This is a genomic window from Streptomyces sp. NPDC058758 (assembly GCF_042746075.1).
GTDB lineage: Bacteria > Actinomycetota > Actinomycetes > Streptomycetales > Streptomycetaceae > Streptomyces.
In genome coordinates, this window is record NZ_JBHYPS010000013.1 from 163,230 (window position 1) to 179,110 (window position 15,881).

17 protein-coding genes and 1 tRNA gene are annotated in these 15,881 nt (G+C 75.4%); 3 read left to right on the forward strand and 15 right to left on the reverse strand.

All coding sequences use genetic code 11. From position 1 onward, the window contains the following. Positions 1-18: 18 nt before the first annotated feature. Entirely contained in the window at positions 19-1,368 is a 1,350-nt protein-coding gene (locus tag ACFW6A_RS18345; RefSeq protein WP_386641461.1) for a peptidoglycan-binding protein, read from the reverse strand. Between the two features lie 183 nt (positions 1,369-1,551). Here ACFW6A_RS18345 and ACFW6A_RS18350 point away from each other — a divergent pair. Next, positions 1,552-1,625 (forward strand) — tRNA-Lys (locus tag ACFW6A_RS18350). Positions 1,626-1,680: 55 nt separating this feature from the next. On the opposite strand, the gene ACFW6A_RS18355 is transcribed toward ACFW6A_RS18350, so the two are convergent. The 13 genes from ACFW6A_RS18355 to ACFW6A_RS18415 form a co-directional block, all read right to left on the reverse strand. Beyond that, the gene (locus tag ACFW6A_RS18355; protein ID WP_351841923.1) at positions 1,681-2,715 is read right to left on the reverse strand and encodes a glycoside hydrolase family 6 protein; all 1,035 of its coding nucleotides are present in this window, start codon (positions 2,713-2,715) and stop codon (positions 1,681-1,683) included. Positions 2,716-2,951: 236 nt separating this feature from the next. Next, positions 2,952-3,599: a class F sortase gene (locus ACFW6A_RS18360; RefSeq protein ID WP_351841925.1), complete on the reverse strand. Its 648-nt coding sequence runs from the start codon at positions 3,597-3,599 to the stop codon at positions 2,952-2,954. Between the two features lie 2 nt (positions 3,600-3,601). Further along, positions 3,602-4,168: a hypothetical protein gene (locus tag ACFW6A_RS18365; protein WP_351841927.1), complete on the reverse strand. Its 567-nt coding sequence runs from the start codon at positions 4,166-4,168 to the stop codon at positions 3,602-3,604. A 74-nt stretch (positions 4,169-4,242) separates the two neighbouring features. Then, positions 4,243-5,022: an HAD-IIA family hydrolase gene (locus ACFW6A_RS18370; protein ID WP_351841929.1), complete on the reverse strand. Its 780-nt coding sequence runs from the start codon at positions 5,020-5,022 to the stop codon at positions 4,243-4,245. A gap of 139 nt (positions 5,023-5,161) precedes the next feature. Next, positions 5,162-6,220, reverse strand: coding sequence for a 2-aminoethylphosphonate ABC transporter substrate-binding protein (locus ACFW6A_RS18375; protein WP_351841931.1), 1,059 nt, complete (start codon positions 6,218-6,220; stop codon positions 5,162-5,164). A 29-nt stretch (positions 6,221-6,249) separates the two neighbouring features. Beyond that, complete coding sequence (locus ACFW6A_RS18380) at positions 6,250-7,047, reverse strand: ABC transporter permease subunit (protein WP_351841933.1); 798 nt, start codon at positions 7,045-7,047, stop codon at positions 6,250-6,252. Continuing rightward, positions 7,034-7,894, reverse strand: a complete 861-nt coding sequence (locus tag ACFW6A_RS18385) for a 2-aminoethylphosphonate ABC transporter permease subunit (RefSeq protein WP_351841935.1) — start codon at positions 7,892-7,894, stop codon at positions 7,034-7,036. Before ACFW6A_RS18385 ends, ACFW6A_RS18380 begins: the two co-directional genes overlap by 14 nt. Beyond that, on the reverse strand, positions 7,887-8,939 hold the full coding sequence (locus ACFW6A_RS18390; RefSeq protein WP_351841937.1) for an ABC transporter ATP-binding protein: 1,053 nt from the start codon (positions 8,937-8,939) through the stop codon (positions 7,887-7,889). Before ACFW6A_RS18390 ends, ACFW6A_RS18385 begins: the two co-directional genes overlap by 8 nt. Further along, entirely contained in the window at positions 8,936-9,625 is a 690-nt protein-coding gene (locus ACFW6A_RS18395) for a phosphonatase-like hydrolase (RefSeq protein ID WP_351841939.1), read from the reverse strand. Before ACFW6A_RS18395 ends, ACFW6A_RS18390 begins: the two co-directional genes overlap by 4 nt. Positions 9,626-9,630: 5 nt before the next feature. Next, on the reverse strand, positions 9,631-10,752 hold the full coding sequence (locus ACFW6A_RS18400) for a TIGR03364 family FAD-dependent oxidoreductase (RefSeq protein ID WP_351841941.1): 1,122 nt from the start codon (positions 10,750-10,752) through the stop codon (positions 9,631-9,633). A 135-nt stretch (positions 10,753-10,887) separates the two neighbouring features. After that, complete coding sequence (locus ACFW6A_RS18405; protein ID WP_351841943.1) at positions 10,888-11,655, reverse strand: GntR family transcriptional regulator; 768 nt, start codon at positions 11,653-11,655, stop codon at positions 10,888-10,890. Between the two features lie 185 nt (positions 11,656-11,840). Further along, positions 11,841-12,884 (reverse strand): hypothetical protein, encoded by a 1,044-nt coding sequence (locus ACFW6A_RS18410; protein ID WP_351841945.1) that lies wholly within the window; start codon positions 12,882-12,884, stop codon positions 11,841-11,843. A 123-nt stretch (positions 12,885-13,007) separates the two neighbouring features. Continuing rightward, the gene (locus tag ACFW6A_RS18415; protein ID WP_351842075.1) at positions 13,008-14,258 is read right to left on the reverse strand and encodes an ROK family transcriptional regulator; all 1,251 of its coding nucleotides are present in this window, start codon (positions 14,256-14,258) and stop codon (positions 13,008-13,010) included. Between the two features lie 65 nt (positions 14,259-14,323). On the opposite strand from ACFW6A_RS18415, the gene ACFW6A_RS18420 reads away from it, so the two are divergent. Then, entirely contained in the window at positions 14,324-15,433 is a 1,110-nt protein-coding gene (locus ACFW6A_RS18420) for a Gfo/Idh/MocA family oxidoreductase (RefSeq protein ID WP_351841947.1), read from the forward strand. On the opposite strand, the gene ACFW6A_RS18425 is transcribed toward ACFW6A_RS18420, so the two are convergent. Next, positions 15,396-15,626 (reverse strand): LPXTG cell wall anchor domain-containing protein, encoded by a 231-nt coding sequence (locus ACFW6A_RS18425; protein WP_386641472.1) that lies wholly within the window; start codon positions 15,624-15,626, stop codon positions 15,396-15,398. The genes ACFW6A_RS18420 and ACFW6A_RS18425 overlap by 38 nt on opposite strands. Between ACFW6A_RS18425 and ACFW6A_RS18430 the strand changes: the two genes are divergently transcribed. Beyond that, positions 15,625-15,881, forward strand: a 257-nt coding sequence (locus ACFW6A_RS18430; RefSeq protein WP_386641475.1) for a hypothetical protein, incomplete at its 3' end; no start/stop codon positions are given. The two genes, ACFW6A_RS18425 and ACFW6A_RS18430, sit on opposite strands and share 2 nt — an antisense overlap.

The following is a 15,881-nucleotide window of genomic DNA, read 5'->3' on the forward strand; positions in this document are numbered from 1 at the left end:
CACCTCATGCTCTCGGGGTCATCGGAACAATCGCCGCCAGGTCTCCGGGCCCGGGTAGCCGTCGGCCGCTGCGCCGCGCCAGCCCTGTGCCCGCTGGAACGCCTCGACGTTGCGGCGGTCCGCCTCCGTCCAGCGCGGACCGGGTCCCGACAGGTAGTGCTTGCCGAAGCCCCGCTTCACCAGTTGTTTGCCCAGCTTCTCCACATATGCGTTGGATTGGCCCGGACGGAAGGAGCCACGCCCGGGGAACCCGTTCGCATCTGCGCTCGGACCGCTCGAACCACTCGAACCGCCGATGTCCCGGCCCGCGCCCGTCACGAGGAGCTTCCAGGTGTGCGGGCCCGGCAGGCCGTCCGCCTCCGCGCCCTTCCAGCCCTGCGCGAGCTGGAACGCCCGGGTCGCCCGCCGGTCGGCCTCGCCCCACCTCGGGCCGGGGCCCGTGGTGTAGAAGCGCTTGCCGCCGCGTTCGACGAGCATCCGGCCGAGCCTCGTCACGTGGGCGTTGTCCGCGCCCGGGCCGAACTTCGACCCGCCCGGGTACGCCGCGCCCGAGGGCGCCGTCGCGCCGCTGCCCGCGCCCGTGCTGCCGCTGACCAGACCCTTGTAGCGGTAGGCGACGTACCGGGAGGAGTTCTCCCAGTAGGCCATCGGCGTGGCCTGCTTCCGCGTGCGCGGCTTGGTCTGCTCGTAGGCGACGTACGAGGTGTGGGTGTAGTCCGTCCAGCCGCCGAAGATCGTCACGTGCGAGCCGCGGGTCGGGTTGGCCGGGTTGTGGAAGAGCAGGATGTCGCCGGGCTGGAGCTCGGTCCGGTCGATACGGACGGCGAAGCGGTCGAGGCTGCCCGTCCACTCGTTGCTGCGCAGGTTCCAGGCCATGGAGATGTAGCCCGAGCAGTCCTGTCGGTACCCGTCCGACCAGTACTTCTCCATCGAGTACGGCACCTGGGCCGCGACCCACGTCTTGGCCCGGTTGATGATCTCCGTGCGGGTCGTCCTCCGCAGCGTCTCCGTGGAGATCTGACTGGTCGTCGGGACGGCGCCGGGGAGGGGACCTCCGCCGGCCTGCGCGGCCGGCGGGCCGTGCAGCGGGGCGCGGCCGCCCTGCGGGGTGTCGGAGCCCCGGGCGGCGTCCGCCGCGTCGGCCGGGGTCGCGGGGGCGAGGGCGGCGGCGACGCCGCCCGCACCTCCCCCGCCCAGCACCGCGCCCGCCGCCGTCACCAGGACCAGGGCCCGGCGGGCGCCGTGCGCCGCCGGGTGGCCGCCCGCGCGGACCGGCAGGCCCAGCGCGAGGTCGCGGCGCCGCCGGGCACAGCCCGGGCAGGCGCAGTCGGGCGCGGGTTCGAATTCCTCGAAGACCGGCACACTCATGCGTTTCCCCTCCACACTCGTCAAGATCTTTTGGGCCTCGTTTCGGGCGCCAGTTTCTCAACTGTCTGGACAAATCGCATTTTGACGGATCAAAGGCCTGATACGACCATCCGACAGGCCGGAGACGGTCGCAGTTGGTCAGGAGCACCCCCGGACGTCGGGTAGAGTTCTCTCTGTCAGCAGGCGCCGCTAGCTCAGTTGGTTAGAGCAGCTGACTCTTAATCAGCGGGTCCGGGGTTCGAGTCCCTGGCGGCGCACCGACAGGGAAGGCCCCTCGCGAGAGCGAGGGGCCTTCCTGTTGCCGCAGGTCAACTACCGTGCGTTGCGGGCCAGTTCCAGCGCGTAGGCGTCGAACCACTCCCCCGCCCGCGGGCCGCCCCTGCACTCCCCGTCCGACTCGCCGGGCCGCTTGATCCACAGGTGGGCGAGGACCAGCGGATCGCCCGTCCGCGGGGTCGGCGGCTCGCCCAGCGCCCGGCCCGGCGGGTTGCACCAGTTCTCCGCGGGGTCGCCCGCCGTGTAGGGGCCGTTCCCGTTCCGGCTGGTGTCGACGACGAAGGGCTTGTTCCCGACCAGGGCGGAGAGCCGCCGTCCGTACGCCACGCTCTCCCGGGTCGTGCGGAAGTTCGAGACGTTCACCGCGAAGCCGTCCGCCGCGGCGATGCCCGCCTGCCGGAGCGGTTCCGCGAGGTTCTCCGGCGCGGCCCAGCCCGCGTTCCCCGCGTCCAGGTGGACGGTGACCCCCGGCTGCCGCTTCAGGCGCTCGACGGCGGCCTTGAGCAGGGCGTACCGCTCGCCGTGGTGCTGCTCGGCGGTGCAGCCGTCCACCACGTGCATCACGGCGTCCGGCTCCAGGACCACCGTCGCCTTCCGCGCGCCGATCCCCCGGGCGACGGCGTCCACCCAGGCCCGGTACGCCGTCCCGTCCGCCGCGCCGCCGGCCGAGTGCAGGCCGCAGTCCCGGTTCGGGATGTCGTAGAGGACCAGCAGGGCGGTCTTCCCGGCCTTCGCCGCCGCCTCGGTGAGCGCCCGGGCCTCCGCCTCCGGCCGGTCGGGGCCGATCCACTCCGCCACCGGGCGGGTCGAGATCCGGCTCAGCAGCTCCGCCTCCGCGGTCCGCCCCGCCGCGCGGTGGGCGGCGACGGCCCGGGCGGCCTTCCCGTCCGGGTTCACCCAGTAGGGGACGGCGGCGGCCGTCGCGGACGGGCCGGGCGCGCCCGGTTCCGTACGGGATCCCGCGCCCGGTTCCGTACGGGATCCCGTGCCGGGGCCGCCGCAGCCGGCGAGGGCGAGGGCGGCGGCCAGCAGGACGGGGACGGCGGGGGACACGGGCGGGCGTGCGGGCATGCGGGAGCCTCGGGCGCGTGCGGGGTGGCGGAGTCGTGACCATCGTGACACGGCGGCGCTCTGGGCCGTGCGAGGCACGGCCCTCTACAGTGTGCGGAACTCCCGCCTCCCGCGGCGGCGCCGGGCTCCTCCCGCAGCCCGTGGGCCCGCGGTCGAGGACCGGCCCGGCCGGCGGCGCGTGGGACGCGGGCCGCCGGCCGGGGCCAGGTCCCCCCGGGAAGGGGCCCCGTCGCCCCCTACTCGGCGCCCGTCAGATAGGCCGAGACGACCACGTTCGCCGTGTACAGGCCGGCCTTGCGGTCGAAGGTGCCGCCGCAGGTGATCAGGCGCAGCTCGGAGCGGCCGGGGGCGTGGGGTCCGTAGACCTTCCGGGGGTCGAAGGCGTCGCGGGGGACGACCGAGACGTCGTCGACGGTGAAGACCGCCACTGAACCGTCCGTCCGGGTGACGCGGACGGTCTCGCCGGGGCGGGTGGCGCTGAGGCCGTAGAAGACGGCGGGGCGGGTCTCGGTGTCGACGTGGCCGACGAGGAGGGCGGGGCCCGCCGCGCCGGGCGTGGTGCCGGGGCCGTACCAGCCGACGGTGTGCGGCATCTCGTACGGCGGCGGGTCGACCGCCCCGGTGGCGTCGAGGCCCCGGGGGACGACGGGGGCGTCGATGCCGAGGGCGGGGATCTCGACCCGGCGGGGCCGGGCCGTGTCCGGTATCGGCGCGCGGGACGGCGGCAGGGCCACGTCCGGCGGGCGGCCGACCGCCGCGACGTCGCCGTGCGTGGGGGCCGAGCTGCCGCCGGGGCCCCGGGCCGCGTCGTGGCCCCACAGCCAGAGTCCGAGGAGCAGGACCGCCCAGGCCACGCCGGTGACCGGGCGGCTCGACGCGGCCACCCCTATTCCGTGCGCCGGCGGCGGGAGCTGCGGAAGGCCACCGCGACGGCGGCGGCGCCGGCCATGCCGAGGCCGAGCAGGGTGTACGGGGTGCCGAGGCCGTCCCCGCTCGCCGTCTGGGCGACGCCGGGCGCGGCGGGGGCCGCGAAGGCGGCGGTGCCGCCGCCGCCCGCGCGGACCGGGGCGACCGGGACCGGGCGGTGGGTGGGCTCCCGGTGGTGCCGGACGGTGAGGGTGCCGACGTCGGGGTGGTCGTGGCCGTCGCAGGTGACGGAGACCTTGTACGTGCCGTCCTCCAGGCCCGTCCTGAGGGTGGCGCCGCCGAAGACGGCGTAGTCGCCGCCGTCACGGCCGGTGAGTTCGGCGTCCGCGACGAACGCCGGGGACTTGGCGGCGCCGGTGGTGCCCTTGCAGCCCTGGGCGCGGACGTCGACGTCGGCTCCGGGGGCGGCGGTGGACGGGGTGACGGTGACCTGGACTCCGTCGTGGGCGAAGGCGGCGGCGCCGGGGACGAGCGCCAGTGCCAGTGCCGCCCCTGCGGCACGGAGAGCGAGGGGACCTGAACGCATTGTGACCTCCTGGTACTGGCAGGGTCACCCGGATCGGTGGTTTTCGCATCCGCAGGGGCGGGAACCGGCGGGGCTCAGACGCGGTCGACGATGTCCGCGATCGACTTCACGATCGTGGAGGGGCGGAACGGGAAGCGGTCGATCTCGGCCTCGGTGGTGAGGCCGGTGAGGACGAGGAAGGTCTGCATGCCCGCCTCCAGGCCCGCCAGGATGTCGGTGTCCATCCGGTCGCCGATCATCGCGCTGGACTCGGAGTGGGCGCCGATCGCGTTGAGCCCGGTGCGCATCATCAGCGGGTTGGGCTTGCCGGCGAAGTACGGGTCCTTGCCGGTCGCCTTGGTGATGAGGGCGGCGACGGAGCCGGTGGCGGGCAGCGGGCCCTCCAGCGAGGGGCCCGTCTCGTCGGGGTTGGTGCAGATGAAGCGAGCGCCGTTGTTGATGAGCCGGACGGCCTTGGTCATCGCCTCGAAGGAGTACGTGCGGGTCTCGCCGAGGACCACGTAGTCGGGCTCGTGGTCGGTGAGGACGTAGCCGATGTCGTGGAGGGCGGTGGTGAGTCCGGCCTCGCCGATGACGTACGCGGTGCCGCCGGGGCGCTGGTCGTCGAGGAACTCGGCGGTGGCGAGCGCCGAGGTCCAGATGTTCTCCACGGGGACGTCGAGGCCCATGCGGCGCAGCCGGGCGTGCAGGTCGCGGGCGGTGTAGATCGAGTTGTTGGTGAGGACCAGGAACGGCTTTCCGGTATCCCGCAGCTTCCTGATGAACGCGTCGGCGCCGGGGATCGGGACGCCCTCGTGGATGAGGACGCCGTCCATGTCGGTGAGCCAGGATTCGATCGGCTTGCGCTCTGCCATGGGTGCGGGACTCCTGCCGTACGTGACGTGCGTGTGCTGGGGGCGACGCGACAGCGCTGTGGCGACGCCCCCAGCCTAGGTCAGGATCCCGCCGCGGTGACCCCGCCGGGGGAGGGCGGCGGGGCCGTGGGGCGGGCGGTCAGCTTCCGGTCGCGGACTTCCAGGCGTCCACGTAGGACGAGAGGTTCTCGTCGATGTCGGACCAGTCCGGCTCGAAGATCTCGACGCCCTCGATCAGCTTCGCCAGCTCGATGGCGTTGGCGTCGGTGGCCTTGACGTCCTTGCGGGCGGGGAAGCCGCCGCCGACGGCGCTGACCTCGCGCTGGGCGCCCTCGCTCAGCATGAAGTCGAGGAGCTTCCTGCCGTTCTCGGCGTGCGGGGCCTTGTCGACGAGGCCGGCGGCGTACGGCAGGGCGAAGGTGGTGGGCTTGCCGCCCTCCTTGGCCGGGAACCAGATGCCGAGGTTCGGCATGGACTTGGCCTGGGCGAAGTTCATCTGCACGTCGCCGTTGGCGACGAGGAGTTCGCCCTTGTCGACCTTGGGGGCGAGCTTGGAGGTGGAGGAGGACGGGCCGACGTTGTTGGCCTGGAGCTTCTTCAGGTACTCCAGGGCGGGCGCCTGGCCGCCGAAGTCGTGCATGGCCTTGATGAGGACGGCGGTGCCGTCGCCGGCGACGCCGGGGGTGGAGTACTGGAGCTTGTTCCTGAACTTCCCGTCGAGGAGGGCCTCCCAGGTGCCGGGGGCCTGGGGCAGCTCCTTCTTGTTGTGGACGAAGCCGAAGTAGTTGTTGACGACGGAGGTCCAGGAGCCGTCGGCGGCCTTGTCCGCTCCGTCGACCCGGTCGGCGCCCTTCGGCGTGTACTTCTGCAGGAGGCCCTTGGAGCCGGCCTGCTGGATGAAGGGCGGGAGGGTGACGATCACGTCGGCCTGCGTGTTGGACTTCTCGCGCAGGGCCCGCTGGACCATCTCTCCGGAGCCGCCCTCCACATACTTCACGTCGATGCCGGTCTCCTTCTCGAAGTCGGCGAAGACCTTGTCGTACCAGCCGTCGCCCTTCTCGCCCTTGAGGCCGTCGGCGCTGTAGACGGTGACGACCTTCTCGTCGGAGGCGGCGGAGGAGCCTCCGCAGGCGGTGAGGGAGGCGGCGAGGGCGAGGGCGCCGGTGACGGCGGCGACCGGCTTGGCGTACGTGCGCATGGCGTCGTTCTTCTCCTGGCTGTGGGGGCTTAGCGGTAGGAAGCCTTGGTGCGGATGCGGGAGACGGCGAGCAGGACCAGCAGGGTGGTGGCCATGAGGACCACGGCCAGCGCCGATCCGGTGAAGAGGGACCCGCGGTCGGTGGCGGTGAAGACCAGGACCGGCAGCGGCGTCCAGTCCGGCGGGTAGAGCATCATCGTGGCGCTCAGCTCCCCCATGGACAGGGCGAAGCAGAGCCCGGCGGCGGCGCCCAGCGAGGGCAGCAGCAGGGGCAGCTTCACCCGGAGCAGCACGTACGAGGGGCGGGCGCCGAGTCCGGCCGCCGCCTGCTCGTACACCGGGTCGAGGCGGCGGATCGCCGCCGAGACCGACTGGTGGGCGAAGGCCGTGACCAGGACGGTGTGGGCCAGGATCACGATCCAGCGGGTGCCGTTGAGGAGCAGCGGCGGCCGGGAGAAGGCCACCAGGACGGCGAGGCCGACGACCACCGACGGCACGGCGAGCGGCAGCACGAAGAGCGCGTCCAGGATCCGGCGGCTCCGGCCGCGCAGTGCGGCGGCGGCGAGCGCGGCCCAGGTGCCGAGGGCGAGCGCGAGGAGGCTCGCGGCGACGGCGGTGACGAGGCTGGTCGTCAGGGCCTGGAGGGACTCGCCGCGGACGGCGGCCGTGTAGTGCTCGGCGGTCGGCCCGGAGGGGAGGGCGCCGGACCAGTGGGTGGAGAGGGAGGCGGCGACGATGACGAGGAGGGGGACGGCGAAGAGCGGCACGAACAGGACCGCGAAGACGAGCCAGGAGGCCCACCGTCCGGTGCGGCTATGCACCAGCACGCTTGCTCACCACCCGGTAGACGGCGTAGAGGCCCACGGAGAGCGCGACGTTGACGACGGCGACGACGCAGGCGGCGGCGTAGTCGGATTCGAGGATGGCCTGGGAGTAGACGAGCATCGGGAGGGTGGTGACGCCCTTGGCGCCCGTGAAGAGGACGATCCCGAACTCGTTGAGGCACAGGACGAGGACGAGGCTGCCCCCGGCCGCGAGCGCGGGCAGCGCCTCGGGGAGGATCACCCGCCGCACGATCCGCGCGGGCCGGGCGCCGAGCGAGGACGCCACCTCCAGCTGGGCGGTGTCCAGCTGGGAGAAGGCGGCGAGCAGGGGCCGCATCACGAAGGGCGTGAAGTACGTGATCTCGGCGAGGAGCACGCCCCACGGGGTGGTGAGGAAGGCGAAGGGTCCCTCGGCGGCGCCGGTGGCGCCCGTCCACAGCCCGTTGGCCATGCCGACCGTGCCGTACACGAAGAGCAGGGCGAGGGTGATGAGGAAGGACGGGAAGGAGAGGAAGACGTCGACGAAGCGGGAGACCGCCTTCGCTCCGGGGAAGGGCACGAAGGCGACGATCAGCGCGAGGACGAAGCCGAGGACGAGACAGCCGACGGTGGCGCCGGCGGCGAGCCACACGGTGGTGACCAGCGCGTCCCGGAAGGACGCGGAGGAGAGCACCTCGGCGTAGGCGCCGGGGGCGAGCGACTCCCGGACGACGAGCCCGAGCGGGTAGAGGAAGACGAGGCCGAGGACGGCGACGGGCGGCAGGGCCCACAGCCACTTCGGGGCCGTGCGGCTCCGGGGCGGGCGGGCCGCCCCGAGGACCGGCGGGGCGGTGGTGGAGGCGCTAGCCATCGCCGACCCCCGCCCCCAGCAGCACCGCGTCCTCGGGCGCGAAGTGCAGGACCACCTCGGAGCCGAGCGGCGGGGTGTCCCGCAGCTCGCGGACGTCGGCCTTCACGCGGTGCCCGTCGACGTCGACGTACAGCCGGTGGGTGGCGCCGCGCCACTGGACCTCGGCGATCCGGCCGCGCAGGGCGTTGGGGCCCTCGCCGAGGCCGATGAGATGGGGGCGCACGCAGAGGGTGGCGGCGGCGCCGGGGGCGGCGTCGCCGACCGGGACCTTCAGGGCGGTGCCGGCGAGGTCGACGCCGTCGGGACCGACCCGGACCGGCAGCAGGTTGGCGTTGCCGACGAAGGAGGCGGTGAACTCGGTGCGGGGCCGCCGGTACAGCTCCCGCGGGGTGCCGCAGTCGCGGAGCCGGGCCCGGTCCATGACGGCGATCCGGTCGGCGAGGGTGAGCGCCTCGACCTGGTCGTGGGTGACGTACAGGATCGAGACGTCGGGGAGTTCGCGGTGCAGCCGGGCCAGCTCGGCGAGCATCCCGGAGCGGAGCTGGGCGTCGAGCGCGGAGAGCGGTTCGTCCAGGAGGAGGACGTCGGGGCGGATGGCGAGGGCGCGGGCGATGGCGACGCGCTGCTGCTGTCCGCCGGAGAGTTCGCGGGGGTGGCGCCTGGCGTACGCCGCCATCCCGGTCATCTCCAGGGCTTCGGCGACCCGGCCGGGGATCTCGGCCCTGGGGTGCTTCCGGGCCTTGAGGCCGAAGGCGACGTTCTCGTCGACGCGCAGGTGCGGGAAGAGGGCGTACTGCTGGACGACCATGCCGATGCCCCGCTTGTACGGCGGGAGTCCGGTGACGTCGCGGTCGCCGATGTGCACCCGGCCGGCGGAGGGCGTCACGAAGCCGGCGACGGTCCGCAGGGCGGTGGTCTTGCCGGAGCCGGAGGGCCCGAGGAGGGCCATCACCTCGCCGGGTTCGACGGTGAGGGTGAGCGCGTCGAGGACGGTGGTGTCGCCGTACCTGACGGTGACGCCGTCGAAGCGGATGCCGCTGGTCACGACTCGTACTCCCGTATCGCGCCGGGGAGTTCGGCGACGGAGCCGAGGACGTGGGTGGCACCGTGCGCGGTGAGCGCGGCCCTGTCGTGGGCGCCGGTGAGGACGCCGGCGACGATCCCGGCGCCGGCCCGGACGCCGCTGAGCACGTCGTACGAGGTGTCGCCCGCGACGACCGCCTGCCGGACGTCGGCGACGGCGCCGGTGCGGAGGAACGCGGTGAGGACCATGTCCGGGTACGGGCGGCCCCGGCCGCCGGCGTCGGCCGGGCAGAGCGTGAGGTCGGCGAGGTCCCGCCAGCCGAGCGCGTCGAGGATGGCGTCCTGGGTGACGCGGGCGAAGCCGGTGGTGAGGACGACGGTACGGCCCTGCTCGCGGAGCGCGCCGATGGTCTCGGCGGCGCCGGGGACGGGGGCGATCAGGCCCTCGGAGACCAGCGCGCCGTACGCCTCCTCGAAGGCGAGGTTGGCCTGCCGGGCGCGGTCCTCGTCGCCGCCGAGCAGGTGCCGGAAGACGGAGATCTTGGATTCGCCCATGGTGGCGCGGACGTGGTCGATCATCGTGGCCGGGTCCTCGCCGAGGCGTTCGGCGGCGGCCGTGAAGGCCCGCTCGACGAGGCCGTCGTCGGCGACGGTGGTGCCGGCCATGTCGAGGACGATCAGGTTCGGCTTCTGCGTGCGGTCGGTCATGCGTGTCACCAGCCCAGTTCGTTCGCGGTCGTCTCGGCGATGGCGGGCGAGCACGTCATGCCGCGGCCGCCGGGTCCGGTCACGAGCCAGACCCCGTCCCGCACCCGCTGCCGGTGCACGACCCGGGTGGTGTCCACGCACTGCGCGTACACGCCGGCCCAGCGGCGGCGGATCGCCGGCAGCGGGCGGCCGAGCAGCGACTCGACGACGCGGACCAGGTGCTCGTAGGGGTCCTCGACGGTGTCGAAGGCGAAGGGGTGCTCGTACTCGTGGGTGTCGCCGATGGTCAGCCCGCCGTCGAGGCGCTGCACCATGAGCAGCTGCATCTTGTGGGCGGCGGCGGTCGGGTCCTGCGCCTGGCCGGCGTTGAGCGCGTCCAGGGCGCTCGACGCGTAGGCCGGGTAGTAGCGGAAGGAGTCGGCGTCGGCGACGGAGGTGGTCAGCGGTTCGCCGAGCGGCGCGGTCTGCATCATCTGGAGGCGGACGCGGCGGACGGGGACTGGCCCGGCGACCTCGCGGACCAGGCCGGAGAGCCAGGCGCCGGTGCACAGCACGACGGCGTCGCCGCCGTGGAGTTCGCCGTGGTCGTCGCGGACGGCGTGCTCGCCGACGACCTCGCGGACCTCGCGGTTCGGGAGGAAGGTGTAGCGGCCAGTGGCGAGGAGCGCCTCGCGGAGGGCGAGCTGGGCGGTGCGCGGCTCGACGGCGGCGTCCCGCTCGCACCACAGGGCGGCGTCGAAGGCGCCGCGCAGGGCCGGGTTGACCGCCCGCGCCTCCTCGGGGGTGAGCAGCTTGTAGCCGCGCGCGGGGGCGTCCGCGCGGGCGACGGCCGCCTCGGCGACGGCCAGCTCCAGCTCGCCCCGGACGGGGGTGAGGGAGCCGTTGGCCCGGAAGCCGAGGCCGGGGACGCGGGCGCCGACGGACTCCCAGAGTTCGCGGGCGCGCAGGGCGGTGTCGAGTTCCTCGCCGCCCGCCCTGCCGCTGACCCAGATCTGGCCGAAGTTCCTCAGGGAGGCTCCGCGCGCCTCGGCCTCGCGCTCGATGTGCACGACCTCGTGGCCGCGTTCCACTGCCTGCCAGGCGTGCATGGTGCCCACCACGCCGGCTCCTACGACGATCACCTTCATGCCGTCCACGGTCGGGGCGGCGGGTGGCCCGGGCCGGTCGGACGGGCGACGGGACGGTGAACGGCCCGACAAGCTTGGACCAGACCCGTTACCCTTCCGTGATCCGGAGGGAGGGCGGTACCGGGACCTTTCGGGTCATTCCTGGCGGCCGAGGTGGGTGGTGAAGCTGAAGCGGTCGCCGCGGTAGAGGGTGCGGACCCGCTCCAGGGGCCGCCCGTCCTCGTCGCGGGAGAGGCGGTGCAGCAGCAGCATCGGCAGGGCGGGCGGGGTGCCGATGAGCAGGGCCTCGCGCGGGGTGGCCAGCACGGTCTCGATCCGCTCGTCGGCGTCGCCGAAGGAGATGCCGAGCCGGTCCCGGAGGTAGCCGTAGAAGGACGAGTCGGGGTCGAAGTCGGAGTCGAGGTCCGGGACCCGGGCCACGGAGACGTACGTGCTCTCCAGGCCGACCCGCTCGTCGTCGGCGAGCAGCACCCGCTCCATGTGCCAGACGGGCGCGCCGGGCGCCGCGCCGACCTCGGGGGCGAGCGCGTCGGGGCAGGGGAAGCGGTCGAGGGAGACGATGCCGCGGCCCGGCCGGCGGCCCTGGCGGCGGACGCCCTCGGTGTAGCTGGCGAGGGAGAGCGGCTGCTCCAGCTTGGGCCCGGCGACCACCGTGCCCCGCCCCCGCCGGCGCAGCCTGCCCTCCAGGAGCAGCTCGCGCAGGGCCTGCCGGACGGTCTCCCGCGACACCTCGTACCGGACGGCGAGGTCCCGCTCGGTGGGCAACGCGTCGCCCTCCCCCAACTCGTCGACGAGCACGGCGAGTCGCGCCTTCACGGCGTAGTACTTGGGCACCCGGCCGTGCTCCGGGACGCCGGAGCGGACGGGGGCGCCGGGGGCGCTCGGGGCGTGGTGGTGGTTCATCGGCCGATCGTCGCAGACGGGGGTGAACGGGAGGGTGTACGCGGGGTGGCCTGCGGGTTCGAGGGCGGGACGGGAGGGGACGGGAGGGGAGGGGAGGGGAGCCGGGGCGGGGGCTGGGCCGGAGTCGGGGCGGGGGCGGTGCGGGGCAGGGGCTGGGCCGGGGCCGGAGTCGGGGCGGGGCCGGGTCAGGGGCGGCGCAGGCGGCGGGCGGTGCGGGCGAGGAGGGCGCCGGCGAGGGCGAGGGCCGCCGCCCAGGGGGCCAGGCGGGCGGCCTCTTCCCGTCCCGTGTGGGCGAGTTCGGGGCGGGCCGGGTCGCCGGGGGCCAGGCCGGCGGGCGGGGACGGGGGCGGAGGTGGAGAGGGAGAGGGAGAGGAAGGCGGGGGAAAGGGAGGGGTCGGTCCGCCGGGCACGGGGGTGGGCACGGCGGTGGGTACGGGAGGGGGCGCGGCGGTGGGTACGGGGGCGGGCGCGGTGGCCGCCGGGTCGGCGGGGGCGGACGGGGTGGCCCGCGCCGTGGGGGCGGCGGGCTCGGGCGGACCGATCGTGAGGCGGTAGTCGTCGGAGCGGCCGACCCAGTCGCCGTCGGCGCCCCGGCGCTGGACGAGCGCGGCGTTGACCACGACCTCCTCGGGGACGGCGTCCGCCCGGAAGGCCAGCCGGACGGGGACGGTGACGGTCCGGCGGGCGGGCACGGAGAAGCCGTCGAAGCCGGTGAACGCGCCGACGCTCTCCGCCTCCTCGGTCGCCTCGAACGCGACCCGCCGCCAGCGCTCGCCGCCCGCGTCGTAGAACTCCAGCCGGATCTGCTCGGGCCGCAGCACCCGGTCCTCGTCCGCCAGGACCAGCACCGGGTGCACCCCCGTGCAGGCGCTGCCGGTGGTGTTCCGCAGCTCCAGCTCCCAGGACCTGAACGCCCCTCCGGCGGGATAGTCGGCCGGGCCGTCCTGGATCCGCGTGTCGAGCGGGAACCCGGCGTCGGAGTCCCGGCCGCAGACGGGCGCGGGGGCGGGGGCGGGGGCGGGAGCGGGAGCGGGCGCGGGGGCGGGGGCGAGGGCGAGGGCGAGGGCGGCCGGGGGGACGGGGACGGCCGGAGTGGCCGGGACGGCCGGAGTGGCCGGGGCTGTGGCGGGGGCCGCGGAGGCGGGCGCGGAGAACAGGGTGCCGGCCAGGGTGACGGCCGCGGCGGCGAGGGCGCGGGCGCCGCGCGGGGATCGGGGAGCGGGTGCCATGGGCATATGCCTTTGCTGCTCGCGGACGTACGGCTCGCCCGCGACGCTGCCACACCGCCCGCGCCGGAACGCCCGGCGACACCGCCCGGGCCGCGAGCGGCCCGCCGGATCCGCCCGATCGGCCTATGGTCCGGTGATCCGGTCTTCCGACGAACCCGTCGGCGGGACCCGACCGAAGAACGGGGCCAGCACCAGCTGGGCGGCTCCCAGGGCCACGGCGTCCGGGGCGGCCGCGACCTCGACGGGCGCCGGCAGCCGGAGGCCGGCCAGGACCGCGCGGACGCCGCCCGCGAAGACCTCGGGCGCCCCCAGCACCACCCGGCCGCCGAGCAGGACGCGGTCGATGTCGAGGAGCCGGACCAGATTGGCCGCGCCGGTGCCGAGGATCCGCGCGGCCTCGGGCAGTTCCCCGCGCGCCACCGCCGCCAGGCACAGCACCTCCAGGCAGCCTCGCGCCCCGCAGCCGCACGGCGGCCCGTCGAGCTGGACGGTCTGGTGGCCGAGCTCGCCCGCCCCGGTCCGTCCGCCCCGCAGCGGGGCGCCGCCGACGACGAGGCCGGCGCCGAGCCCCGTACCGAGGTGGACGTAGGCGAAGGAGCGGGGCGCGCCGGGCCGGACGGCGAGGCCGAGGGCGGCGGCGTTGGTGTCCTTGTCGAGCGCGACGGGCAGCCCGAGCCCCGCCTCCAGCACGTCCCGCACCGCGCACCCCTCCCACGCCGGCGCACCCGTCACCCGCCCCGGCACGCCGAGCCGGTGGTCCAGCGGCCCGGGCATGGCCACCCCGACGCCCAGCACGAGCCCGGGGGCGACGGGGCCGGAGGGGGGCGGGCCGGAGATGGCAAGGGCGGGGCCGGAGGTGGCCGGGGCTGCCGGGGCGGCGGCGGCCGGGTCGGGCGTCTCCGCCCGGGCCGGGTCCGGGGGCGTCCACCTCCCGTCCGGCGCCTTCGGCAGGGCCTCGGCCAGCAGGGCGCGTACGCCGTCCGTCACCGCCGCCAGGACCGGGGGCGGCCCGTCGGCCAGGGCCAGGGGGCGGCGGCGGACGGCGAGCGGGGCGCCGGTGAGGTCCGTGAGGGCGAGGGTGAGTTCGTCGCGGTCGAGGTGGACGCCGACGGCGTACGCGGCGGTGGGGACCAGGCGCAGGACCGTACGGGGCTTGCCGCCGGTCGAGGCGCGACGGCCGGCCTCCGCGACCAGGCCCCCGGCGCGCAGCCGGGCGGTGATCTTGCTGACGGCCTGCGGGGTGAGGCCGGTGCGCTCGGCGAGTTCGAGCCGGCTGATACCCTCCCGCCCCGCCGTGCGCAGCAGGTCGAGCACGAGCGCCGCGTTGTGGCCGCGCAGCGCCGCCAGGTTCGCGCCGCCGGGGTCTCTCCTCATCACCGTCACCGGCCCATTCTCCCCCTTGCTTGCACTTCGGCAACAGCGTTGCTTAAGTGGCGTGCATGACGACCACCCCCCTCCCCCTCCGCGTCGGCCTCGTCGGCTACGGCCTCGCGGGCTCCGTCTTCCACGCCCCGCTGATCGCCGCCACCCCCGGCCTGGCGCTCGCCGCGGTCACCACCGGCAACCCCGAACGCGCCGCCGAGGCCCGGGCCGCCCACCCCGGCGTCCGGGTGCTCGCCCGGCCCGAGGAACTCTGGGCGGACGGGGCCCCGGAGCTGGACCTCGTCGTCGTCGCCTCCCCGAACAAGACCCACGTCCCGATCGCCGAGGCCGCCCTGAAGGCGGGCCTGCCGGTCGTCGTCGACAAGCCTCTCGCCGCCACCGCCGAGGAGGCGCGCGGCCTCGCGGCGCTCGCCGAGGAGCGCGGCCTGCTGCTGTCCGTCTTCCAGAACCGGCGCTGGGACAGCGACTTCCTCACCCTCCGCCGCCTCCTGGAGGAGGGCGAGCTGGGCGAGGTCCAGCGCTTCGAGTCCCGCTTCGAGCGGTGGCGGCCGCGGCCCAAGGGCGGCTGGCGCGAGTCCGGCGCCCCGGAGGAGATCGGCGGCCTGCTGTACGACCTCGGCAGCCACGTCGTCGACCAGGCGCTGGTCCTCTTCGGCCCGGTCGTCTCCGTCTACGCCGAGTCGGACGTGCGCCGCCCGGGCGCGGAGGCCGACGACGACACCTTCCTCGCGCTCACGCACGCGAACGGCGTCCGCTCCCACCTCTACGTGAGCGCCACCGCCGCCCAGCTCGGCCCCCGCTTCCGGGTGCTCGGGCAGCGCGCCGGCTTCGTGACGTACGGCCTCGACCCGCAGGAGGCGGCGCTGCGCGAGGGCCTGCGGCCCGGCCCCGGCACGGCCTGGGGCACGGAGCCCGAGTCGCTGTGGGGCCGGATCGGTTCCGGCGAGTCCCCGCTGACCGGCGGCGGCACGCCGGTCGAGTCGGTGCCGGGGAACTATCCGGCGTACTACGCGGCCGTCGCCGCCGCCGTGCGCGGCGCCGGGCCGAACCCGGTCACCGCGCACGAGGCGGCAGCCGCCCTGGACGTCCTGGAGGCGGCCCGGCGGTCGGCCCGCGAGGGCGTCACCGTCAGGCTGCGCCGTTCGACCGACGGCGCCGGCGGCTGACGGCGACGAGGAGACCGCCGCCGAGCGCGAGGCCGGCCGCCGTCACGCCCATGACGACCTCGCCGGTGCCGGCGCCGGTCTCGGGGAGTTCGCCGCCCCCGTCGGGACCGTGGTGGCCCCCGGTGCTCCCGCCGGAGTCGTCGCCGTAACCACCGTCGGAACCGCCGCCGTCGGAGCCACCGCCGTCCGTCATGCCGCCGTCCGTCAGACCGCCGTCGGCGGAGTCGGTCGGGCTGGGGGTGGGCTCGGTCGGCGTGGGGGTGGGCTCGGTCGGCGTGGGAGTGGGGTCGGTCGGGGACGGCGTCGGGTCGGTCGGCGTGGGAGTGGGGTCGGTCGGCGTCGGCGTCGGGTCAGTCGGCGTCGGCGTCGGGTCAGTCGGCGTCGGCGTCGGGTCAGTCGGCGTCGGCGTCGGGTCAGTCGGCGTCGGCGTCGGGTCAGTCGGCGTCGG